Annotated in this window: 20 protein-coding genes and 1 pseudogene; 12 read left to right on the top strand and 9 right to left on the bottom strand. The window is 73.0% G+C overall.

The window, feature by feature from the left end:
• Positions 1-38: 38 nt before the first annotated feature.
• Both ACWFQ8_RS01825 and ACWFQ8_RS01820 read left to right on the top strand, forming a co-directional pair.
• Positions 39-1406, top strand: a complete 1368-nt coding sequence (locus ACWFQ8_RS01825; RefSeq protein WP_453784208.1) for an FtsW/RodA/SpoVE family cell cycle protein — start codon at positions 39-41, stop codon at positions 1404-1406.
• Positions 1403-2872, top strand: a complete 1470-nt coding sequence (locus ACWFQ8_RS01820; protein WP_453784207.1) for a penicillin-binding transpeptidase domain-containing protein — start codon at positions 1403-1405, stop codon at positions 2870-2872. Before ACWFQ8_RS01825 ends, ACWFQ8_RS01820 begins: the two co-directional genes overlap by 4 nt.
• 151 nt (positions 2873-3023) lie before the next feature.
• Here ACWFQ8_RS01820 and ACWFQ8_RS01815 read toward each other — a convergent pair whose 3' ends face one another.
• On the bottom strand, positions 3024-4136 hold the full coding sequence (locus tag ACWFQ8_RS01815; protein WP_453784206.1) for a ferritin-like domain-containing protein: 1113 nt from the start codon (positions 4134-4136) through the stop codon (positions 3024-3026).
• 166 nt (positions 4137-4302) lie between these two features.
• Here ACWFQ8_RS01815 and ACWFQ8_RS01810 point away from each other — a divergent pair, with 166 nt between their 5' ends.
• The 3 genes from ACWFQ8_RS01810 to ACWFQ8_RS01800 are packed head-to-tail and all read left to right on the top strand — an operon-like array spanning position 4303 to position 6243.
• Positions 4303-5232 (top strand): AurF N-oxygenase family protein, encoded by a 930-nt coding sequence (locus ACWFQ8_RS01810; RefSeq protein ID WP_453784205.1) that lies wholly within the window; start codon positions 4303-4305, stop codon positions 5230-5232.
• Positions 5233-5261: 29 nt separating this feature from the next.
• Positions 5262-5975: a TetR/AcrR family transcriptional regulator gene (locus tag ACWFQ8_RS01805; RefSeq protein ID WP_453784204.1), complete on the top strand. Its 714-nt coding sequence runs from the start codon at positions 5262-5264 to the stop codon at positions 5973-5975.
• 10 nt (positions 5976-5985) lie between these two features.
• Positions 5986-6243 carry a hypothetical protein gene (locus ACWFQ8_RS01800; protein WP_453784203.1) on the top strand — a complete coding sequence of 86 codons (258 nt, stop codon included), beginning with the start codon at positions 5986-5988 and terminating at the stop codon, positions 6241-6243.
• 242 nt (positions 6244-6485) lie between these two features.
• Here ACWFQ8_RS01800 and ACWFQ8_RS01795 read toward each other — a convergent pair whose 3' ends face one another.
• A complete protein-coding gene (locus ACWFQ8_RS01795) occupies positions 6486-7127 on the bottom strand; it encodes a hypothetical protein (protein WP_453784202.1) in 642 nt (213 codons plus the stop codon).
• Positions 7128-7311: 184 nt separating this feature from the next.
• Between ACWFQ8_RS01795 and ACWFQ8_RS01790 the strand changes: the two genes are divergently transcribed.
• Complete coding sequence (locus ACWFQ8_RS01790) at positions 7312-8106, top strand: nuclease-related domain-containing protein (RefSeq protein ID WP_453784201.1); 795 nt, start codon at positions 7312-7314, stop codon at positions 8104-8106.
• Between the two features lie 451 nt (positions 8107-8557).
• Here the strand turns inward: ACWFQ8_RS01790 and ku are convergent, their stop codons facing one another.
• On the bottom strand, positions 8558-9733 hold the full coding sequence (ku, locus tag ACWFQ8_RS01785) for a non-homologous end joining protein Ku (RefSeq protein WP_453784200.1): 1176 nt from the start codon (positions 9731-9733) through the stop codon (positions 8558-8560).
• 31 nt (positions 9734-9764) lie between these two features.
• Here ku and ligD point away from each other — a divergent pair, with 31 nt between their 5' ends.
• Positions 9765-10661, top strand: a complete 897-nt coding sequence (gene ligD, locus ACWFQ8_RS01780; RefSeq protein ID WP_453784199.1) for a non-homologous end-joining DNA ligase — start codon at positions 9765-9767, stop codon at positions 10659-10661.
• A complete protein-coding gene (locus ACWFQ8_RS01775) occupies positions 10661-11548 on the top strand; it encodes an ATP-dependent DNA ligase (protein WP_453784291.1) in 888 nt (295 codons plus the stop codon). The genes ligD and ACWFQ8_RS01775 overlap by 1 nt, the downstream gene beginning before the upstream one ends.
• Before the next feature lie 199 nt (positions 11549-11747).
• Here the strand turns inward: ACWFQ8_RS01775 and ACWFQ8_RS01770 are convergent, their stop codons facing one another.
• The gene (locus ACWFQ8_RS01770) at positions 11748-12143 is read right to left on the bottom strand and encodes a DUF6479 family protein (protein WP_453784198.1); all 396 of its coding nucleotides are present in this window, start codon (positions 12141-12143) and stop codon (positions 11748-11750) included.
• A 111-nt stretch (positions 12144-12254) separates the two neighbouring features.
• Here ACWFQ8_RS01770 and ACWFQ8_RS01765 point away from each other — a divergent pair, with 111 nt between their 5' ends.
• Positions 12255-12578, top strand: a complete 324-nt coding sequence (locus ACWFQ8_RS01765) for a plasmid stabilization protein (RefSeq protein ID WP_453784197.1) — start codon at positions 12255-12257, stop codon at positions 12576-12578.
• Between the two features lie 234 nt (positions 12579-12812).
• On the top strand, positions 12813-13193 hold the full coding sequence (locus tag ACWFQ8_RS01760) for a hypothetical protein (RefSeq protein ID WP_453784196.1): 381 nt from the start codon (positions 12813-12815) through the stop codon (positions 13191-13193).
• 80 nt (positions 13194-13273) lie between these two features.
• Here ACWFQ8_RS01760 and ACWFQ8_RS01755 read toward each other — a convergent pair whose 3' ends face one another.
• Together ACWFQ8_RS01755 and ACWFQ8_RS01750 are read right to left on the bottom strand one after the other, a co-directional pair.
• A complete protein-coding gene (locus ACWFQ8_RS01755; RefSeq protein WP_453784195.1) occupies positions 13274-13636 on the bottom strand; it encodes a hypothetical protein in 363 nt (120 codons plus the stop codon).
• A 213-nt stretch (positions 13637-13849) separates the two neighbouring features.
• A complete protein-coding gene (locus tag ACWFQ8_RS01750) occupies positions 13850-14833 on the bottom strand; it encodes an XdhC family protein (RefSeq protein WP_453784194.1) in 984 nt (327 codons plus the stop codon).
• A 259-nt stretch (positions 14834-15092) separates the two neighbouring features.
• On the opposite strand from ACWFQ8_RS01750, the gene ACWFQ8_RS01745 reads away from it, so the two are divergent.
• Together ACWFQ8_RS01745 and ACWFQ8_RS01740 are read left to right on the top strand one after the other, a co-directional pair.
• Complete coding sequence (locus tag ACWFQ8_RS01745; protein ID WP_453784193.1) at positions 15093-16073, top strand: nuclease-related domain-containing protein; 981 nt, start codon at positions 15093-15095, stop codon at positions 16071-16073.
• A 304-nt stretch (positions 16074-16377) separates the two neighbouring features.
• Positions 16378-17022 (top strand): hypothetical protein, encoded by a 645-nt coding sequence (locus ACWFQ8_RS01740; RefSeq protein ID WP_453784192.1) that lies wholly within the window; start codon positions 16378-16380, stop codon positions 17020-17022.
• Here the strand turns inward: ACWFQ8_RS01740 and ACWFQ8_RS01735 are convergent.
• The 3 genes and pseudogenes from ACWFQ8_RS01735 to ACWFQ8_RS01725 all read right to left on the bottom strand — a co-directional run.
• Positions 17015-17944: a hypothetical protein gene (locus ACWFQ8_RS01735; protein ID WP_453784191.1), complete on the bottom strand. Its 930-nt coding sequence runs from the start codon at positions 17942-17944 to the stop codon at positions 17015-17017. The two genes, ACWFQ8_RS01740 and ACWFQ8_RS01735, sit on opposite strands and share 8 nt — an antisense overlap.
• Before the next feature lie 288 nt (positions 17945-18232).
• A complete protein-coding gene (locus ACWFQ8_RS01730) occupies positions 18233-19060 on the bottom strand; it encodes a DUF4365 domain-containing protein (protein WP_453784190.1) in 828 nt (275 codons plus the stop codon).
• 166 nt (positions 19061-19226) lie between these two features.
• Positions 19227-19413, bottom strand: a pseudogene (locus ACWFQ8_RS01725) (DNA-binding protein); the annotation flags it as partial.
• Positions 19414-19417: the final 4 nt, after the last annotated feature.

The following is a 19417-nucleotide window of genomic DNA, read 5'->3' as shown; positions in this document are numbered from 1 at the left end:
AGCGGACATAGCATCCCTCTGCTTGCTACGTTTCCCGTATGACCGCTCTGACGGCGAAGGTGGCGGAGCCCGCGCCACCGCCCCCCGGCGCCGCCACCCGCACCGGCCGCGGCGTCGAGCTGACGCTGCTCGCCGGCGCCGTCCTGATCGCCGTGCTCGGGCACCTGTACGTCGGCCTCGCGACCACCGGTCACCTGCCCCGCCCCGCCGCCCGGTACGCGGGCGGCGTCGCCGCCTTCGCCCTGGTCGCGCACCTCGCCGTCCGGTTCCGGGCCCCGTACGCCGACCCGCTGCTGCTCCCGATCGCCGTCCTGCTCAACGGGCTCGGCCTCGTCCTCGTCCAGCGCCTGGACGTGACCACCCCCGCGCATCCGACCGCGGGGGACCAACTGCTGTGGTCCGCGCTCGGGACGGCCCTGTTCGTCCTCGTCGTCGTGCTGCTGCGCGACCACCGGGTGCTCCAGCGGTACGCGTACCTCTCCGTGACCTCCGCGCTCGCGCTGATGCTGGTACCCGTCTTCTTCCCCGCGGTCAACGGCGCGCACATCTGGGTCCGGTTCGCCGGACTGTCCTTCCAGCCGGGCGAGTTCGCCAAGATCCTGCTCGCCGTCTTCTTCGCCTCCTACCTCGCCGCCAACCGCACCGCCCTCGCCCTCACCGGCCGCCGGCTCTTCTGGAAGCTGCGCCTCCTGCCCGGCCGGGTCCTCGGCCCGATCCTGACCATCTGGCTGCTCAGCGTCGGGCTGCTGGTCCTGGAGCGCGACCTCGGTACCTCGCTCCTCTTCTTCGGGCTGTTCGTCATCATGCTCTTCACGGCCACCGGCCGCATCGGATGGATCGCGATCGGCCTGGTCCTGGCCGCCCTCGGCGCGTACGCGGTGGGGACCTTCGAACCGCACGTGCACAGCCGGGTGGACGACTGGCTGAACCCCTTCGCCTCCATCGAGCGCGGCGAGGGCCCCGGTCAGCTCGCCCAGTCCCTGTTCGCCTTCGGCGCGGGCGGCCTGCTCGGCGCCGGGCTCGGCAACGGCCAGTCCTTCCTCATCGGCTTCGCCGCCAAGTCGGACTTCATCCTCGCCACCGCCGGGGAAGAGCTCGGCCTCGTCGGACTCACCGCGATCCTGCTGCTCTACGGGCTCCTCGTGGCCCGGGGCTTCCGGGCCGGGCTGTGGCTGCGCGACCCCTTCGGCCGCCTGCTCGCCACCGGCCTCGCCTCGATCATCGCGCTCCAAGTGTTCGTCATCGCCGGCGGCGTCACCGGGCTGATCCCGCTCACCGGCATGGCCATGCCCTTCCTGGCCCAGGGCGGCTCGTCCGTCGTCACCAACTGGATCATCGTGGCACTGCTGGTGCGGCTCAGTGACAGCTCCCGCAGGCCCCGCCCCGCAGAGGAGGGCGCCGGGTGATCCGCTACATCCGCTGGTGCGCGTACTTCTGCGCCCTGCTGCTCGTCGCGCTGCTGGTCAACCTCGCCCGCGTGCAGGTCTGGGAGGCCGCCGCCTACGGCGCCGACCCGGCCAACAAGCGCCCCGCCATCGCGCGGTACGCCGAACCGCGCGGGGACATCCTGGTCGACGACCGCCCCGTGACCGGCTCCCGCGACAGCGGGCAACTGCTGCGCTACGAACGGACGTACCGCGACGGCCCGCTCTACGCCCCCGTGACCGGCTTCTCCTCCCAGACGTACGGGACCAGCTTCGTGGAGCGGGCGGAGGACGCCGTGCTGTCCGGCACGGACCCCGGGCTCTCCGCCTTCCCCCTCTGGTACGACCTGTCGCGGGGCCGACCGGGCGGCGGGAACGCGGCCACCACCGTCCGCGCCGGCATGCAGCGGGCCGCGTACGACGGGCTGGCGGGCAAGCGCGGCGCGGTGGCCGCCGTGGAGCCGGCCACCGGGAAGATCCTGGCCCTGGTCAGCAGCCCCTCCTACGATCCCGCCGTGCTGTCCGGCACCGGTACGGGCGTCAGGGAGGCGTGGACGCGGCTGAACGCGGACCCGGCCAAGCCGATGCTCAACCGGGCCCTGCGCGAGACGTACCCGCCGGGCTCCACCTTCAAGATCGTGACGGCCGCGGCCGCGCTGGACTCGGGTGCGGTCACCGACGTCGACGCGCCGACCGAGACCCCCGACCCGTACCCGCTCCCCGGGACCAGGACCCTGCTGCCGAACGCCGGCACGGGCTGCCGGGACGCCTCGATGGCGGAGGCGGTGCAGTGGTCGTGCAACACCGTCATGGCGAAGATCGGCGTACGGGTGGGGCTGCGGGCGATGGTGGAGGCGGCCGAGCGCTTCGGGTTCAACGACGGGCGGCTCAAGGTGCCGTCCTGGGTGTCCCGGTCGAACTTCGACACCGACATGAGCCAGGACCAGCTCGCGCTGTCCTCGATCGGGCAGTTCAACACGAAGGCGACCCCGCTGCAGATGGCGATGGTGGCGGCCGCGGTCGCGGGCGGCGGCGAGCTCCAGGCGCCCCACCTGATCGACCGGACGACGCAGGACGACGGGGACCAGGTCCGCCGCGTCGGCCGGCAGACCCTCGGCCGGGCCATGAGCCCGGCCACCGCGCTGCGGCTCCAGGAGCTGATGGTGAAGGTGGTGCGGGAGGGAACGGGCCGGAACGCGGCCATCCCGGGCGCGGTGGTCGGCGGCAAGACGGGCACGGCGCAGCACGGCCTCGGCAACGCGGGCACGCCGTACGCCTGGTTCATCTCCTGGGCCAGGGCCGAGGGCGCGCCGCTGCCCGCGGTCGCGGTCGCGGTGGTGGTCGAGGACGCGGCGGCGGACCGGGGGGACATCAGCGGCAACAGCGCCGCCGCCCCGATCGCGCGGGCCGTGATGGAGGCCGCGCTGACTTCCGCGTCCGGCCCGTGACCTGAGGGGCGGCAGTGGCGGAGGGCTCCGCGGGTGGCGGTCGGCGGCGGGGGACGGCTCCGCGGGTGGCCGCGGCAGCGGCGGACGGCTCCGTGCGGCGGCCGGTGGGCGAGGGCCCCGCCCGGGCTCAGGGGCCGGGCCCCGCCCGGGCTCAGGGCTGCGGGTGTCGGCCGGAGGCGATCGCCGCCTCCACCTCCGCGACCCGCTCGCGCTCCTCGACCGCGAACCGCTCCGCGTCCAACGCCTCCGCGATCTCCTCGTCCTGGCTCATCAGCAGGTCCAGGTTGGAGTCACCCATGTCGAAGACGCCCATGTCCAGGTACGCCCGCTGGAGCCGCTCGCCCCACAGCCCGATGTCCTTCACGCAGGGCACGATCCGGCTGAACAGCAGCTTCCGGAAAAGGTGCAGGAACTCCGACTGCTCGCTGAACCGCTCCGCCTCCCTCCTCGGGATGCCGAAGTTCTCCAGCACCTCCACCCCGCGCAGGCGGTCCCGCATCAAGTAGCAGCCCTCGATCACGAACTCCTCGCGCTCGCGCAGTTCGGCGTCCGTCAGCTGCTTGTAGTAGTCCCGCAGCGCCATCCGGCCGAAGGCCACGTGCCGGGCCTCGTCCTGCATCACGTACGCCAGGATCTGCTTCGGCAGCGGCTTGTCCGTCGTGTCGCGGATCATGCCGAAGGCGGCCAGGGCCAGGCCTTCGATGAGCACCTGCATGCCCAGGTACGGCATGTCCCAGCGGGAGTCGCGCAGGGTGTCGCCCAGCAGTCCCCGCAGGCTGTCGTTGATCGGGTACAGCATCCCGACCTTCTCGTGGAGGAAGCGTCCGAAGACCTCGGCGTGCCGGGCCTCGTCCATGGTCTGCGTCGCGGAGTAGAACTTCGCGTCCAGGTCCGGCACCGACTCCACGATGCGCGCCGCGCACACCATCGCGCCCTGTTCGCCGTGCAGGAACTGACTGAAGTTCCAGGCGGTGTAGTGCCGGCGCAGCTCCCCCTTGTCCTTCTCGGTGAGCTTGGCCCAGTGCCGCGTGCCGTAGAGCGTCAGCACCTCGTCGGGGGTGCCGAGCGGATCGCAGGGGTCCACCTCGATGTCCCAGGCGATGCGCTTGGCGCCGTCCCACTGCTTGTCCTTGCCCTTCTGGTACAGCGCGAGGAGCCGCTCGCGGCCGCCGTCGTACTCCCAGCTGAAGCGGGCCGAACCGAAGGACGGGACGTCCCAGACGCCGTCGCCCGGGTGCTGGGTGTAGAGCTCGTGCGTCGACACTGACGCCCCCTTGTCACGTACCGCCGTACAGGACCGGACAGTTGGCAGCGTCACACGTTGGTAGACGCGGGGTCAACAAGTCGTGCGCGAGGGATTGACGACCTTGCTGACAGGCAGTCTCATAAAGAGGGACCGCCGGTAACTCGACGACGAGGTGTCCGAAGCCATGACGACCGTGACCTATCGAGCCGAGCTGAGGGACGCCCTCGGCCTGCTCAAGGACCGCGAGCAGATCGCCGAGCGGCTGCTCGAATCCTCAGCCAAGCACTCCTTCGACCCCGACAAGGAACTCGACTGGGACGCCCCCGTCATCGAGGGCAAGTACTACTGGCCCCCCGAGCTGCTCTCGCTCTACGGCACCCCCCTGTGGAAGAAGATGGGGGAGGAGCAGCGCATCGACCTCTCCCGCCACGAAGCCGCGGCGCTCGGCTCGCTCGGCATCTGGTTCGAGATCATCCTGATGCAGCTCCTGGTGCGCCACATCTACGACAAGTCCCTGACCAGCAATCACGTCCGCTACGCCCTCACCGAGATCGCCGACGAGTGCCGGCACTCGATGATGTTCGCGCGGATGATCCGGACGGGCGGGGCGCCCGAGTACCCGGTCTCGCGCCTCAACCACAACCTCGCGCGGATCCTCAAGACCGTCTCCACCACGCCCGGTTCCTTCGCCTGCACCCTCCTCGGCGAGGAGATCCTCGACTGGATGCAGCGCCTGACCTTCCCGGACGAGCGCATCCAGCCGCTGGTCCGCGGCGTCACCCGGATCCACGTCATCGAGGAGGCCCGGCACGTCCGGTACGCCCGCGAGGAACTGCGCCGCCAGATGCTCACGGCGCCGCGCTGGGAACAGGAACTCACCCGGATCAGCTGCGGCGAGGCCGCCCGCGTCTTCTCGGTGGCCTTCGTGAACCCCGCCGTCTACGACAACATCGGCCTCGACCGGCGCGAAGCCGTCGCACAGGTCCGGGCGAGCGGCCACCGCCGCGAGGTCATGCAGACCGGAGCCAAGCGGCTCACCGACTTCCTCGACGACATCGGCATCCTGCGCGGGGTCGGCCGGAAGCTGTGGAAGAGCTCCGGACTCCTGGCCTGAGGCGCGTGCCGGGCGGCTACCCTGCGGTCATGACCGTACGCGCCTACCGCAGGCTGGGCGTCGAGGAGCGGCGAGCCCAACTCCTCGACGCTGCCCTCTCGCTGTTCGCGCACCGGGCGCCGGAGGACGTCTCGATCGACGACGTCGCGGAGGCGGCCGGGGTCTCGCGCCCGCTCGTCTACCGCTACTTCCCGGGCGGCAAGCAGCAGCTCTACGAAGCCGCCCTGCGCTCGGCGGCGGACGTCCTGGAGCTGTGCTTCGCCGAACCCCAGCAGGGGCCCCTGACCCAGCGCCTCTCCCGGGCCCTGGACCGGTACCTGGCCTTCGTCGACGAACACGACGCCGGCTTCGCCGCCCTCCTCCAGGGCGGCAGCGTCGTCGAGACCTCCCGCACGACGGCGACGGTCGACGGCATCCGCCGCGCGGCGGCCGACCAGATCCTCGTCCACCTGTCTGTCCCCGCCCCGGGGCCCAGGCTGCGGATGATGGTCCGCACCTGGATCACGGCGGTCGAGGCGGCCTCGCTCATCTGGATCGACGAGGGCAAGCAGCCGGAGGTCGACTCCCTCCGGGACTGGTTGGTGGACCAGTTCATCGCCCTGCTGACGGCCACCGCGGCCACGGACCCGGAGACGGCCACCGCCGCGCGGGCGGCCCTCGCCCTGGAGTCCCCGGACGGGCCGGTCGGGGTCCTGGCCCGGCGCGTGATCCCCGTGGTCTCCGAGGCGGCCCACCTGCTGTGACACTGGAGGCGTGAGAAGCGAACCGACCCCCTTCGAAGGCGGCCCGATGGACGGGCGGGTCCTCCCGATCCTCCTCGGCCCGACCGGGCACCCGCCCAAGTGGTACGAGATCCCGGTCCCGACGCCCGAGGGCCCCGCGACGGTGCTGCTGTACGAACGGGTCCCGTCGGGGTACAGCAAGCGGCTGGGCCTCCAGAAGGGCTGGAAGTACGCGTTCCGCCCCTCCGCCACCAAGCCCGCACCCCGCTGGCCCTGGCGCCGCCCCTGATCCCCGCCCCGGCCCCGCGCCTCGAACGCCGGCGGGGCCGGGTTGCCCCCGGCGAGCCGCTGGCGTCCCGGGCCCCGGACCGCCATGAGCCGCACGTGGCGTCCCGGGCCGGGGACCGGGCCTCGAACACTCGGGGCCCCGCCCCGCGCCTCGAACGCCGGCGGGGCCGACAGGGCCCGCCCGAGCACATGGGTGGCCCGGTGCCCGCGCCCCTCACGTCGGCGGGGGCGGCGCCGGACGCGTCAGCCTTCCGTACGCCCGCGCCGCAGCATCGCGAAGCCGAGCCCGGCCGCACCGACGGCGGCCAGGCCGCCACCCGCGGCGAGCAGCAGGACGCCCTCGCCCGGGCCGTCGGCCAACGTGTTCAGGCGGGGGACACCGGCGGGCCGGGCGGCCACGATGCCCGCGTCGCCGCCCGAGGGCCGCGCGGCGGCGGGAACGACCCGGCCCGTCCGGGTGCCGGTCTTGTACCCGCCCGCCACGACGCCGTGCCCGCCGTCCCGGGAAGGGCTTCCGCCGACCCAGGACGTCAGCTCCCCGTCCGCGGCGAGGGCGGCGTGCAGCTCGCCGGTGGAGCCCGTGCCGGAGGCGCCCGTGCCGGAGGCGCCGCCGCCGCTGGTCAAGGTGGCGGCCCGGCGGCCGTCCGCGGCCAGGATGTCCGCCTGGTGGACGTTCCCGGGAAGGCGGTAGACCCTCGCCGTGGAGACGCCGTCCGCGAGGGAAAGGCTCTTGACCAGGGTCCGCGCCGACGCCGCGGAGCGCGCCGAGGAGGCCGCCGGCACTCCCTCGGCGAGGGCCGCGGCGGTCGGCAGTGCCAGCAGGCTCCCGGCGCAGGCGGTCACGGCGGCGGCGCGAACAAGAGTGCGACGGCTGACGGTGCTCACTCGAATCCTTCGGTGCTGGTCAGGCCCTGGTGCGTCCAGGCGGGACCAACGTAGGGGCCGGCCGTTGCGCCGGGGCCCCGTTCTTGTAACAGCGACGTCGCAGGGTCCCCGCGGAGTCGTTACACCACCGGGGGATTGCCGCGCGGCGCCCCGGCTGCTCCTATGGACGGCGGGGGTGACGGCGATGCGGGGACTCAAGGTGCTGCCGAGCGGCCGGCCCGGCCGCGGCCGGCTGTACGTCAATCTGCCCGACGGCAGGGCCGTGGCCTGGTACGACCGGCAGACGAACCGGATCAGCGTCCTCGCGGACGACCACCGCGAGGCGGTCGTCAAGGTCTTGCGGCCGTACCTGCGCGGACCGGTCGCCATCGGCCCGCCCCCGGTCCCGACGGCGGCCGAGCTGCGCCGTCTGGCCCTCCCGCCCGATGCCGACCTGGCGCCGAACCGACCGGCCGAAACCCTGCTGGGCGAGCTGGAACACGGACAGGCGGGGACGAGGGCCCGCCACCGGCTGCGGCTGGAGCTCGCCGCCCGGCAGCGGATGGGGGACGCCCTCGACGCCCTGGAAGCGAGCGGCTGGCGGACGCTGCACTGCGTACCGCTCCCGGGCCTGGGCCGCATCGACCACCTGCTCGTCGGGCCCGCCGGAATCTTCTGCGTCCGTACGGTCCCCGGCCGCCGCCAGCGCGCGGTGGCCGGCGACCTGCTCATCACGGTCGGCCGTACGGAGCCCCGTGCCGACCCCCGTTGGGCCCGCCGCGCGGCGGCCCGTGCCACGCGCGCCCTGTCCGCCGAGGTCACTCCGGCGTTGGGGGTGGTCGACGCCTCGCGCGTCGACATCGCCCCGACCCTGCGGGACGTCCGCGTCCTCCAACCGCCAACGGCCGCCGCCGACCTGGCCGCAGCCCCCGTCACCCTCAAACCGCCGGACATAGAGACCCTGTTCGCCCTGGCCCGCGACACCCGAACCTGGCTCTGACCCACCCGGCTCCCCGCCCCGCCCACCTACCGGCGCACCCCCCGCCTGCCCGCGCCCCCCGGCCTGGCCGCCTGCCGGCCCGCCTGCCCGCGCGCCCGCGCCCAACTCGGCCTGGCCGCCTGCCGGCGCGCCTGCCCGCGCCCACCTCCTCCCGCCCGCGCACACCCCCGCCTGCCTGCGCGCACCATCGCCTGGCCGCCTGCCGGCCCGTCTGCCCGCGCGCACCTCCGCCTGCCTGCGCGCACCTCGGCCTGGCCGCCTGCCGGCCTGCCTGCCCGCGCCCACCTCCGCCTGCCCGCCCGCACCCCGCCTAGCCGCCTGCCGGCCCGCCCGCCCGATACGCCGTGCCGGGTGAGGCCGCTGCCGCGCGGCGATGGTTCCGTCCCGGCGCCGGGCCCCCGTATCCGCCGACGCGGCCGCGGTACCGCCCCCCTCAAGCGCGCCGCAGGCGTCACGCCGAGGAGCGCTTCCGGGCCGGGGCGGCCTTCTTCGCAGCGGCTGCGGAGGCCTTCTTCGCGGAGGCGGACGTCGACTTGACGGCTCCCGCGGACCCCGACTTCGCCGACTTCGCGGTCCTCGTCGTCTTCGCCGTCGATTTCGCCGTCGTCTTCCGCGTGGCCGCCGCAGCGGACTTGCCCGTCGCCGTGCTCTTCTTGGCCGAGGCCGCCCCCGACGCGGACTTCCCGGCCGACGCCGCCGTCGACTTCTTCCCGCCCACCGCCTTCGGCGCATTCGTGCTGCCGCGCCCGGCCGCCGCCTTGCCCCGGATCGGTGTGACATCAGCCGCCTCACCGGACCCCGAACCCGACTCCGACCCCGTATCCGCGCCGCCGGCACCCGCACCCTCGCCCCGGGACTCCTTCGCCGCCCGCACGCTCCGCTCCAGCGCCGCCATCAGGTCGATCACCTGCCCACCCGCCGGCTCCACGACCGCCTCGCCCGGCTCGAACGCCCCGCCCGCCTTCGCCGTGATCATCGCCTCCACGGCCTCGCGGTAGTCGTCGTGCAGCGAGGACATCTCCACCTCCCCCAAGGTCGCCATCAGCGCGTCCGCCAGGTCGAGTTCCGCGTCCCGCACCGTCACGTCCGCGTCCGGCGCCACCCCCTCCGGCGCCCGGATCTCGTCCGGCCACAACAGCCCGTGCATCGCGATCACGTCGTCGACGACCCGCAGCATGCCGAGCCGCTCCCGCCCGCGCAGCGCGAACTTGGCGATCGCGACCTTCCGGCTCCGTTTGAGCGCCTCCCGCAGCAGCGTGTACGGCTTGGCCGCCGTCGCCCCGTTCGCCGCGAGGTAGTACGCCGCATCCATCTGCAGCGGATCGATCTCGTCCGCCGGTACGAACGACATGATCTCGATCGTCCGGGCCGTGGAGATCGGCAGCTGCGCCAGATCCTCGTCCGTGATCGGGATGATCGACCCGTCGGCCTCCTCGTACCCCTTGCCGATCTCGGTGCCCGGCACCTCCTCCCCGTCCGTTTCGCACACCTTGCGGTAGCGGATCCGCCCGCCGTCGGCGAGGTGGATCTGACGGAAGGAGATCGAGTGGCTCTCGGTGGCGTTCACGAGCTTGATCGGAATGCTGACCAGGCCGAAGGAGATCGCCCCGTTCCAAATGGATCGCACGGTTCCTCCTGATTCGTGGCAATCTCATCGTATGACGCCGATCACATTGGTGGAGGGCCGTCGCATCGCGCTCAGCAATCTCGACAAGGTCCTGTACCCCGAGACCGGCTTCACCAAGGGCGAGGTGCTCCACTACTACGCCACCGTCGCGGCGCCCCTCCTCGCCCACATCCACGACCGGCCGGTGTCGTTCCTGCGCTATCCCGACGGCCCGGACGGCCAGCTCTTCTTCACCAAGAATCCGCCCCCCGGCACACCCGCATGGGTGACGACCACCCCCGTGCCCCGCTCCGACGACCCGTCCGCCGAACAGCTCGTCGTCGCCGACCTGGCCACCCTCATGTGGTCCGCCAACCTCGTCGTCGAGTTCCACACCCCGCAGTGGACCGCCGGCAGTCCGGCGATCGCCGACCGGCTCGTCCTCGACCTCGACCCCGGCCCGCCCGCCACCGTCGTCGAGTGCCGCGCCGCCGCGCTCTGGCTGCGCGACCGCCTCGCCGCCGACGGTCTGGAGGCCTTCGTCAAGACCTCCGGGTCCAAGGGCCTGCACATGGCGGTGGCACTGGAGCCGACCCCGTCCGAGCGGGTGTCGGCGTACGCCAAACGGCTCGCGCAGGAGGCCGAGCGCGACCTCCCCGACCTCGTCGTGCACCGCATGGCCAAGGCCCTGCGGCCCGGCAAGGTCTTCGTCGACCACAGCCAGAACGCCGCCGCCAAGACCACCGCCGCCCCCTACACGCTGCGCGCGCGGGCCCGGCCGACCGTATCCGCGCCCGTCTCCTGGGCCGAGGTCGAGGCCTGTCGAACCCCCGCCGACCTGGTCTTCCTCGCCGACGACGTCCCGCCCCGGCTCGCGCTCGACGGGGACCTCTTCGCCCCCCTGGCCGACCCCGGCCGTGCGCACCCGCTCCCCGGGAGCCGGTCGTGATCCGCGTCGCGCTGGCCACCGCCGTACGGACCCTGCCGCGCGGGCCCGGGCTCGCCTACGAGCCGAAGTTCGACGGCCATCGGATGGTCGTAGTGCGCTCGGCCGCCGATGTGACGCTCCAGGCCCGCTCCGGCCGGATCGTGACCGCGGCCTTCCCGGACCTGGCGGCGGCCGCGTCGCAGCTGCCCGCCGGGACGGTCCTCGACGGGGAGGTGGTGGTCTGGCACGCCGGCCGTACCGAATTCGCCCTCGTGCAGCGCCGGGCGGCGGTGGCCTCGGCGGCGCGGGCCGCCGTACTGGCGCAGACCCTGCCGGCCTCGTACGCCGCCTTCGACGTCCTGGAACTGGCCGGTCTCGACCTGCGCGCACGCCCCTACGAGCGCCGCCGCGCGCTCTTGGTCGAGCTGCTGCTGCCGCTGGGGCCGCCCCTCCAGCCGGTACCGATGACGACCGATCCGGAACTGGCCGCCACCTGGTACGAGACCTTGCCCGCCAGCGGCATCGAGGGACTGGTCGTCAAACGGCTGGACCAGACCTACCCGGCCGGGCGGCGCGGCTGGCAGAAGCTGCGGCACACGAACGTGCGGGACGCGGCGGTGGTCGGCTACACCGGGACCCCGCGCCGGCCGCTGGCGCTCGTACTCGTGCTGCCGGTCGGCGAGGAGACCCCGCTGGTGTCGAGCCCGCTGTCGGCGGCGCTGCGCGCGGAGGTGGCCGAGGCGGTGGCGGCGCGGCAGGCGGTGGCCCCGACCGGGGCCACGGTGACGGCGATCGGCCTCGGCGAGGTGCCGTTCAGGCCACTGGACCCGCCGCTGACGGCGGAGGTGCGGCACACGTCGGCCCGGCATCCGCCGCCGGAGGTGCTGAGACTGCGCACGGACCTCTGACCCGCGCGGCAGGCGCGGGTCAGAACCGTCCCGGGCGGTCGCTTCCCGGTGTGGGGGCGGCGCTGCTCGCCCGGGCTGCTCGGGGGCCGGCTCGGGTCGGGGCCGGCTCGGCTCGGGCTCGGCTCGGGCGCGGCTCGGGTCAGGCGCGGCCGGGAGCCGCTCGGGCCGGGTCCCGCGCCCACAAGGCGGGTCCCGCGGGTCAGCTGTGGGCGCCGCGCCCCGCGTCCGGGGGAGCCCCCGGCTGTGCGTGCGGAGGCGGGCCCTCGGAGTGCCTGTAGCCCGACTCCCGTTCGGCGCGGGTCTCCTCCTGATGGCTGGAGGTGGTGGAGCCGAAGTTTCCGTAGCCCTGCATCTCGTGCGGCCTCAGGCCGTTCTTGGGGAACTCCACGTGCTCGCGTTCCTCACTTACCTCCAAGACCGCCCCGCCGGCCGGAAGGTGCGGCTGGCTCTCGGCAGTCGGTGGCGCGGGTTCCTGCGCCCGCACCTTCTTGCCCAGCCAGAATCCGCCGAGCAGAAAGCCCGCCACCATGATTCCGACGACCAGGAACCACGCGATGTCGGTGAGGGTCGAGTCCACACTCAGGATCGGGTCCATGACTCCATTTTCCCGCACTTCGCCCCGATATGCGCCATCGCGGGCGGGATACCTTGCGGCATCCGGGGTACGAGCCGGGGCGCGCACACCCGAACCGAGAGGAGCCCGGTCATGCCCCGCGGATCTTCCCCCAAGCGTGAACGCCAGTACGAGCACATCAAGGAGGGCTTGGAGGAGCGCGGGGAGCCCGCCGAGAAGGCGAAGGAGATCGCGGCCCGGACCGTGAACAAGGAACGCGCCCGGGCGGGTGAGTCCGAGACGGCGAGCAAGGAGTCGCTGGAGGACATGTCCTCCTCCCGGCGAGGCGGCCTCCACTCCCACACGGGCCCTGAGGGCCCCACGTACGACCAGCTCTACGCGGAGGCCAAGCGCCGCAACGTCCCCGGCCGCTCGGACATGAACAAGGCCCAGCTCCAACGCGCCCTGGACGCCTGAGCAACCGCCCCGGGGCCTTGGCGGCCCGGAGGCCTTGGCCCCGGCGGCCCCGGCGGCCCCGGCGGCCCGGCGGCCCAGCGGCCCTTCGCCCCGGTCTCCCGACGCCGGGCCCGGCCCCCAGCCCGCGCTTCTGGTCCCGGCCCGTGCTCGCGGCCCCCAGCCCCGCGCTTCCCGGTCACGGTCACGGCCCGGGGTTCCCGGCCCCGCCGAGCTGCCGAGGAGGCCGGTCTATTCATGGCCGGCGACGCCTGCGCCAACGACTCGCTCTCCCAGATCGCCCAGGGCGCATCGGAGGGGCTGCTCGTCACCGCTCCGAAGGCATTCGACGCGGACCCCGCCAACAAGGTCATCGCCGACGCGATCAAGGCCGACGGCCTGGACCCCCGCGGCCCGTACGTCTTCCCCGCCTACTCGGCGGTCGCGCTGGTCGTCGCGGGCATCAATGCGGCCCGCTCGGAGGACACCGACAGGGTCGCGAAGGCCATCCACGAGGGCACTTTCCAGATGCCGACCGGCGACCTGAGCTTCGACGCGAGGGGTGACCTCACGAACTGCAAGTTCGTCGTCTCCGAGTGGCACTTCGGCAAGCGGAAGACGGAGGCGTCGCCCCAGTAGCACCGCATAAATCCACATCGGATCCGCCGCCTCCACCCGGGTGCCCCTGGTGTCGTCGCCGACAGCAGGGGCACCGCTTTTCAGTCCGGAAACGCGCCCCGGGACGCCCAGGACAGCACCCGCGGCTCCCGCACGGCCTGGTCGAGCCGCTCGCGCAGACCGGACTCCAGGCCGGCGAGCCGGTCGGGCAGGGGTAACGCCCCGGGCTTCGACAGCCCGGACCGGAAACCGGGCCCGTCCCGTACGGCGTCCAGGGCGGCGGCCGGTGACGCCACCCACTCGAACCGGGGCCGAGGCTCGCCGAACAGCCGGTGGATCTCCCCGACCGCATCCTCGGCCTCGGCCCGTTCGGCCGACCGGGTACTGAGCCCGTACGCCAGCCACGCGTCCCGCAGCGCGCACGCCTCGCGCACGCGCTCGTACTCGAACTCCCGGGCGCTCACAGTCGCGCGGCGGAGTCCGCCTTTCCGTCTAGGAAGGCCATGGCGGCAGAGTGCCAGTCCCGGCGCCCCCCTCAACACCTCGACCGCGGCGGCGCCCCCACCCCCCCACCAGCGGGGGAACGAGCTGCGCCACGGAGACCGGACGGAGGCCCGGACGCCCGGACGCAGGCCCGGATGCGAGGGAGGACTCCGGACCACGGGAAGGAACCGCCCCTACCCCCTCAGCGGTCCGTCGGAGTCGCTCAGCCCCCGGGTCTCGCGGCCGCCCAGCACGCCCAGGATCTCGGCGCAGATCGCGAGGGCGGTCTCCGCCGGAGTACGGGCCCCCAGATCGAGCCCGATCGGCCCGTGCACACGGGCCAGTCGGGCCTCGGGCACCCTGGCGGCGACCAGCCCTTCCCGGCGCCGCGCGGTGGTGCGCCGCGACCCGAGCGCCCCCACGTACGGCACTTCGAGGGCCAGCGCCCTGCGCAGCGTCGGGACGTCGAAGTCCGGATCGTGGCTCAGCAGCACCAGACAGGCGGCGTCGCGGTGGGCCGTCAGCACCTTCTCGGCATCAGCGGCCGTCTCCACCAGCTCCGCTCCCCAGCCCAGCAGTTCGGCCTGCCGGGCGATGACGCCGGCCAGTTCGCCGCCCCCGCCGATGACCACGTACGGCGCCGACGGGTACGCCTCGACGAGCACCAGCCCGGACTCCCCGTACAGCGCGTCCCGCCCGGGCCGCCGGGTCCCCAACAGCTCGCCGGCCCGCCGCCCCACGTCGTCGCGCGGCGCGTCGGCGGCCCGCACCACGTGACTGACGGCCTGATCGGCGGCCTCGTTCAGCCGGGTCACCAACGCCGCCCCGACTCCCCGGCCGAGCAGCTCCCACCACTCGTCGGGCACCGAGCCCAGTGGCTGGATCAACACCTCCGCCCGACCGCCACAGGTCAGCCGCGCCTCGACGGCCTCGCCCGCTCCCACCGCGACCTCGCACACCCGGGCGGTCTCGCCGGCCCCCATGGTCCCGGCCTCGGCGACGAGCTCGGCGTCGAACACCCCCCGGTACAGGTTCCCGACACACTCCCCCCGCGCGTCGACGAGCACGGCCCCGGCCGGATCCCGCGGCCCGAACCCCTGCTCGGTCACGGGCCGGGCCAGGAACCCGTCCCGCCCCTCGGCCACCCAACGCCGTGCCGTCTCCGCCAGCTCACGCATCCGCGCCGCCCATCCCTATGCGAGCTCATCCCCACACAGCACCAGGTCAGTGGCGCGACGTGGCCTCAACAACCACCCTACGCACGCCCCCCACCCCTCCCCATGCCCCACAACCCACAGACCTGCCCCCACCTCCCTCGTACAGACCACCGGACCCCCGTACGAAGAAGCCGGCTCGCCGGGAAGCCGAGGGGGTCGTCTTGTGAGGGCCCCGTTCGACTGCTCCCATGGTCGTGGGCGCTACGGGGCAGGGGGCGGCATGGCTGAACTGAGGGTGACTCGATGGCGGAAGCCCGGTCATGACCGGCTGTACGTGAACCTGCCGGACGGTACCGCGGTCGCTTGGGCGGATTGCCGTACCGGCAAGGTGACCGTACTCATCGAGGAACACCGGCAGGCGGCACTGGCACTGCTGAAACTCCGGCTGACGGAGCTGACGGAGCTGACGGAGCTGACGGAGCCGAGGGAGCCGAGGGAGCCGAGGGAGCCGACGGAGCCGACGGGTCCGAGGCCTCTGGCGGATCGGGCGAACCCCGTGAAGCCGCAGCCCACCCCGGCGACCACGAACCCCCCGCCCCCGCATGACCCCGCACGCCGGACGGTCCGGACGCTGCCTCCCCTGACGGCACCCGACGACCTCGCCCTCAACCGGCCCGGCTCCGGCATCCACGAGATGCTCCGCTCCAAGGGGCCCGGGCCCGTGCGGCGGCTCCTGGACCGCGTGCTCCGCAGGGAGACGGAATGGGACCCCTGGTTCAAGGGGCTGGCCGGCGAGCGCATCGCGGGCGCCGAACTCGACCGTCTCGCCGCCCGGGGCTGGCGGGTCCTCCACTCGATTCCCCTGAGCCGCGGGGGCGACATCGACCACCTGCTCGTGGGGCCGGGCGGGGTGTTCACCGTCAACACCAAGCACCTGCGGGGTGCGTCGGTATGGATCGGAGACGACATGGTCAAGGTGAACCACGGACGGCCGCACCCGTACCCGGCCAAGAGCAGGGCCGAGGCGAAACTCGCGCGCGCGGTGCTGGAGCGCCACTGCCCCTTCGCCATCGAGGTGGAGCCGGTCCTCGTCTTCGTCGGCGCCCAGGAACTCCCCAGGGCGGCGACACAGCACCAGGTACGGGTCTACCGGGAAAAGGAGGTCGCCGCTCTCGGACCCCTCACCGGCCGACTCACCCCGCACCAGGTGGACACGGTCTTCGCGGTAGCACGACACCGCAGGGCATGGCTCAGCCCCTGAGCCCCGCTCCAGGCCCCCGACCTGGCGAAACGCGTGAAGGAACAGTCGAGACCGCGAGGGGGGGCCAAGCCGTCCGGCCGGGCTTTCGGGCCGCACCGAGACAAGCCGCTGCCGTACTGCTCGACGACTCGGCCCGGCGGCGGTCCGACTCGCAGGACAGCAGCGCACATCTGCTGCCCGAGCTGCCATCGGGCTGGGCAGCCCGGGTGATAACGCAGTGTCACCGCTGCGGTTCCGCGCTTACCGCGAGCCCCTGTGGGACGTTGGGCGCCGACCCACCCGGAGCGGAGGGAACGACAGCGTGATGCCCGACATCAGACGCGGCTTCGCCGCAGCACTCTTGCTGACAGCCCTGACCATGACGGCGACGGCGTGCGGGGGACCCGACCCCGAGCCCGTCCCGACCCCCGACGCCGCGACCACCGACACCGACACGTCCCCCACCGCACGGGCGGACGAGGACCTGGGCAAGGTCTTCCCCGGCACCGACAAAGGCTCCGGCGGCGGTGCGGCGGTCGCCGTGCCGACGACGCCGCTGGACCAGCCTGCCGGAGGCACCGTGAAGCTCGCCAACGACCAGCAGGTACCCCTGACCATCCAGCCGCTGAGGGCCACCAGCAGCAGCGGGGAGCTCTCGATCGACCAGGACGGCTGCAGCGGCGTCACTCTCCAGCCCCAGGAGACATGCAGGGTAGGGGTCAGCCACATCGCCCACGAAGCCGGCACGTGGACGGGGACGGTCACCGCTCCGACCGCCGAGGGGCCCGTGTTCTCGGTGACCCTGACCGGTGAGGCCGTCGAGGCCGCCTCGGAGACGACCTCCGAACCCTCGACACCGGAGCCTCACGAGACCCCCGAGACCCACGAGGAGACCCCGGAAACCGCCGAGGAGACCGTGGAAACCTTCGAAGAGACCGAAGCCCCCGCGCCCGACCCGGAGCTCACCTGACAGAGCCCTTCATCTGCACGCGGACCGTGCCGTCGTCGTCCGGGAGCACGACGGTCACGGTGTTCTTGTACCCCCCGTAGTAGGGGACCAGGTAGAAGCGGGTCGGGGTCTTCACCAGGAGGCGAAACCCTCGGTACCGGTACCGGTAGGGCCCGGCCCTCGCGCCCAGGTCCTTGAACTTGATGCCCTTGGCGTGGTGGTGGACCAGCGGCAGGCGCGAAAGGACCTCCACGGCCGGGCTCCGCTCCATGCCGCCGTCCGCGTCCGCCCTCGCTTGCGTCTCGCCCGCCATCGCCGCGTACCGGGACATGCCGTAGAACAGGCTCAACGTCAGAATCCCCAGGAGCAGCGCCCCGGCCACGAGCCACAGCCGGTCGGCGTCGCGGACCCGAGGGCTGCGCCGTCCGGAGGCGTGCTGCCCGAGGCGCACCTGGATGGCGAAGAACGCCAGGCTGGCTCCCAGGGCCACCACGAGGGCGGGCAGCAGCCCGCGCGGCCAGCCCGCGGGGAGGAAGGCGAGCAGGTCGTCCCGGAAGAACACGGGGTAGCCCCCGACCACCCCCAGGAGCAGGCCCACCGCCAGCAGCGCGCGGTACGCCGTGCGGCGCCGCCGCTCGTTCTCCGGGCGGGCCAGGGCGTGCCCGAGCCAGCCGAGTACGAGCAGGACGACGAGCCCGCAGACGAGCAGCACCCAGACCGGGAAGAAGAGCGCCTGCGGGCTGCGCGCGAGGACGGCCTGAATGGTGATGGGCAGGTCGCCGAGCGGGACGCCGAACGCGCGGTAGTACGCCTCGTTGTACTGGTTGCCGAAGTAGTAGAGCAGCCCGAGGACGACGGTCCCGGGCGCCGCGACGTACGCCGCCGTCTCCAGGAACGACCTCTTGGGAGGGGCCGCTGGCGGCCGCCGCGCCTTCACGGGCATGCGCCCAGTCTGTCCGCCCGCCCCGGCCCGCGCACGTCATGGCCACCCGTCCGGCGCGCCACCCCGCCCACCCGCATCTCGCCGAGCGACCAGGCCGTCCGTCGCCGGCAGTCCGACCACGACCGCGATCGGCCCGCACCAACGAAAAAGCCCGCACCCAGGGACCCAGGGACCCAGGGACCCAGGGACCCAGGGACTCAGGGTGCGCGTCGTCACACCCGGGCTCGCCGTGTAGGGCTCTGTTGTCCCTCGACACCTCGCTGGTGGGCTGCGGCCGCGCATTGGCACCTATCCCACTTCAGCGCCTCGCCGAGCCCACTCTGTCGCCGAGAAACAGGAGGCGAGCCACAGGGCCTCGGGCATGTTGAGGATGATCCCGCTGATGCACGGGAAGGGTGCGCTTTGCCGAAGATCCTCGGGGAAGTCCCGGCCGAACGACCCCAACGACGATCCGCCCGGGATGACGAGGCCGGCGGGGGTTATCGGGATGGGATCCCAGTCGAGGTCGCTGTGGAGGAGAGTGGCGTAGAACTCACCTGGGCGCTGCCAGAAAATCAACTGGTCTTCAAACTCGTTGACCCAGTGCAGGACATGGTCCGAGCGGCCGAAGGCAACCCCTGCCATCTCGCCGAGGTGAGCTGACACGGCGTTTCGACCTCGGTACCCGCCGACGTACGCACGGGCCTTGTCGACGAAGGTCGCCAAGGTGGTGTCGTCCAGCATTGCGGCGTCCGCCAGCCTGATGGTCCGCGGCCGACGGCGCTCGTGCTCCCCGCGACGAAGTTGTTCGGTGGCGTTGGCCCAGTACAGCTTTTCCGTGTCCGGATCGAAGACCACACAGAACACGGGCACGTTTCCATGTGCCCACGTCTCGGCGTGCTGCCGCACGGGTACCCCGTAGCCGTATGACCGCCTCCACGAGGTGCCGCCCTTGACCTGCACCTTGATGACGTCATTGGTCACGCGGCCGGCGTCAGCGAACGTGACGAACAGATCCTCGCCGTAGTCGTTCTGCCCAGAAATCTCCTCCACCACGTGATCGTGACGCTGTAGGAGGGTGCGTAAGGCGTTCACGGCCGCCTGCTCCATCCGCCGCCCGCTGGGAATCGTGGTCATGTCCCTCTTCCTCGCTACGTGACCGTCCGCCCCAGCGTGCCATCAGGCCCTGACATCAGGCCCTGACACTGGGCTACGGCAATGACCGCGCACCGGCGTCTGTCGTGGCTTCGGACGTGGGGACGCATTCCGTCGAGGCCATCCAGCAGCCGCACCGCGGGCCCCCTCCGGGCCGGGCGGTTGATTTCTGCGGTGCATCACTTCCACGAAGTGGCCACGGATGTGATGACCCGTAGGTCATCGACCCGGGCGAGCGCCGACCAGGCAGTGACGGCGCGGTCGTGCAGGCCAGTCTTGGTCGCCCCCTCGCTGTCGAGGGTGAGGGTGCCGCCGAGGACGATGGGGGAGCACACCGCA

The organism is Streptomyces sp. NPDC055254 (assembly GCF_053606025.1).
This window is presented reverse-complemented; position numbering and strand designations above follow the sequence as displayed.

What these genes read in the sequence shown, in the direction of transcription:
- ACWFQ8_RS01765 (WP_453784197.1), top strand. Translation starts at nt 12,255, where the DNA reads ATGCCCCGCGGATCTTCCCCCAAGCGTGAACGCCAGTACGAGCACATC.
- ligD (WP_453784199.1), top strand. Translation starts at nt 9,765, where the DNA reads ATGACGCCGATCACATTGGTGGAGGGCCGTCGCATCGCGCTCAGCAAT.
- ACWFQ8_RS01760 (WP_453784196.1), top strand. Translation starts at nt 12,813, where the DNA reads ATGGCCGGCGACGCCTGCGCCAACGACTCGCTCTCCCAGATCGCCCAG.
- ACWFQ8_RS01745 (WP_453784193.1), top strand. Translation starts at nt 15,093, where the DNA reads ATGGCTGAACTGAGGGTGACTCGATGGCGGAAGCCCGGTCATGACCGG.
- ACWFQ8_RS01770 (WP_453784198.1), bottom strand. Translation starts at nt 12,143, where the DNA reads ATGGACCCGATCCTGAGTGTGGACTCGACCCTCACCGACATCGCGTGG.
- ACWFQ8_RS01730 (WP_453784190.1), bottom strand. Translation starts at nt 19,060, where the DNA reads ATGACCACGATTCCCAGCGGGCGGCGGATGGAGCAGGCGGCCGTGAAC.
- ACWFQ8_RS01790 (WP_453784201.1), top strand. Translation starts at nt 7,312, where the DNA reads ATGCGGGGACTCAAGGTGCTGCCGAGCGGCCGGCCCGGCCGCGGCCGG.
- ACWFQ8_RS01810 (WP_453784205.1), top strand. Translation starts at nt 4,303, where the DNA reads ATGACGACCGTGACCTATCGAGCCGAGCTGAGGGACGCCCTCGGCCTG.
- ACWFQ8_RS01825 (WP_453784208.1), top strand. Translation starts at nt 39, where the DNA reads ATGACCGCTCTGACGGCGAAGGTGGCGGAGCCCGCGCCACCGCCCCCC.
- ACWFQ8_RS01740 (WP_453784192.1), top strand. Translation starts at nt 16,378, where the DNA reads ATGCCCGACATCAGACGCGGCTTCGCCGCAGCACTCTTGCTGACAGCC.
- ACWFQ8_RS01805 (WP_453784204.1), top strand. Translation starts at nt 5,262, where the DNA reads ATGACCGTACGCGCCTACCGCAGGCTGGGCGTCGAGGAGCGGCGAGCC.
- ACWFQ8_RS01750 (WP_453784194.1), bottom strand. Translation starts at nt 14,833, where the DNA reads ATGCGTGAGCTGGCGGAGACGGCACGGCGTTGGGTGGCCGAGGGGCGG.
- ACWFQ8_RS01735 (WP_453784191.1), bottom strand. Translation starts at nt 17,944, where the DNA reads ATGCCCGTGAAGGCGCGGCGGCCGCCAGCGGCCCCTCCCAAGAGGTCG.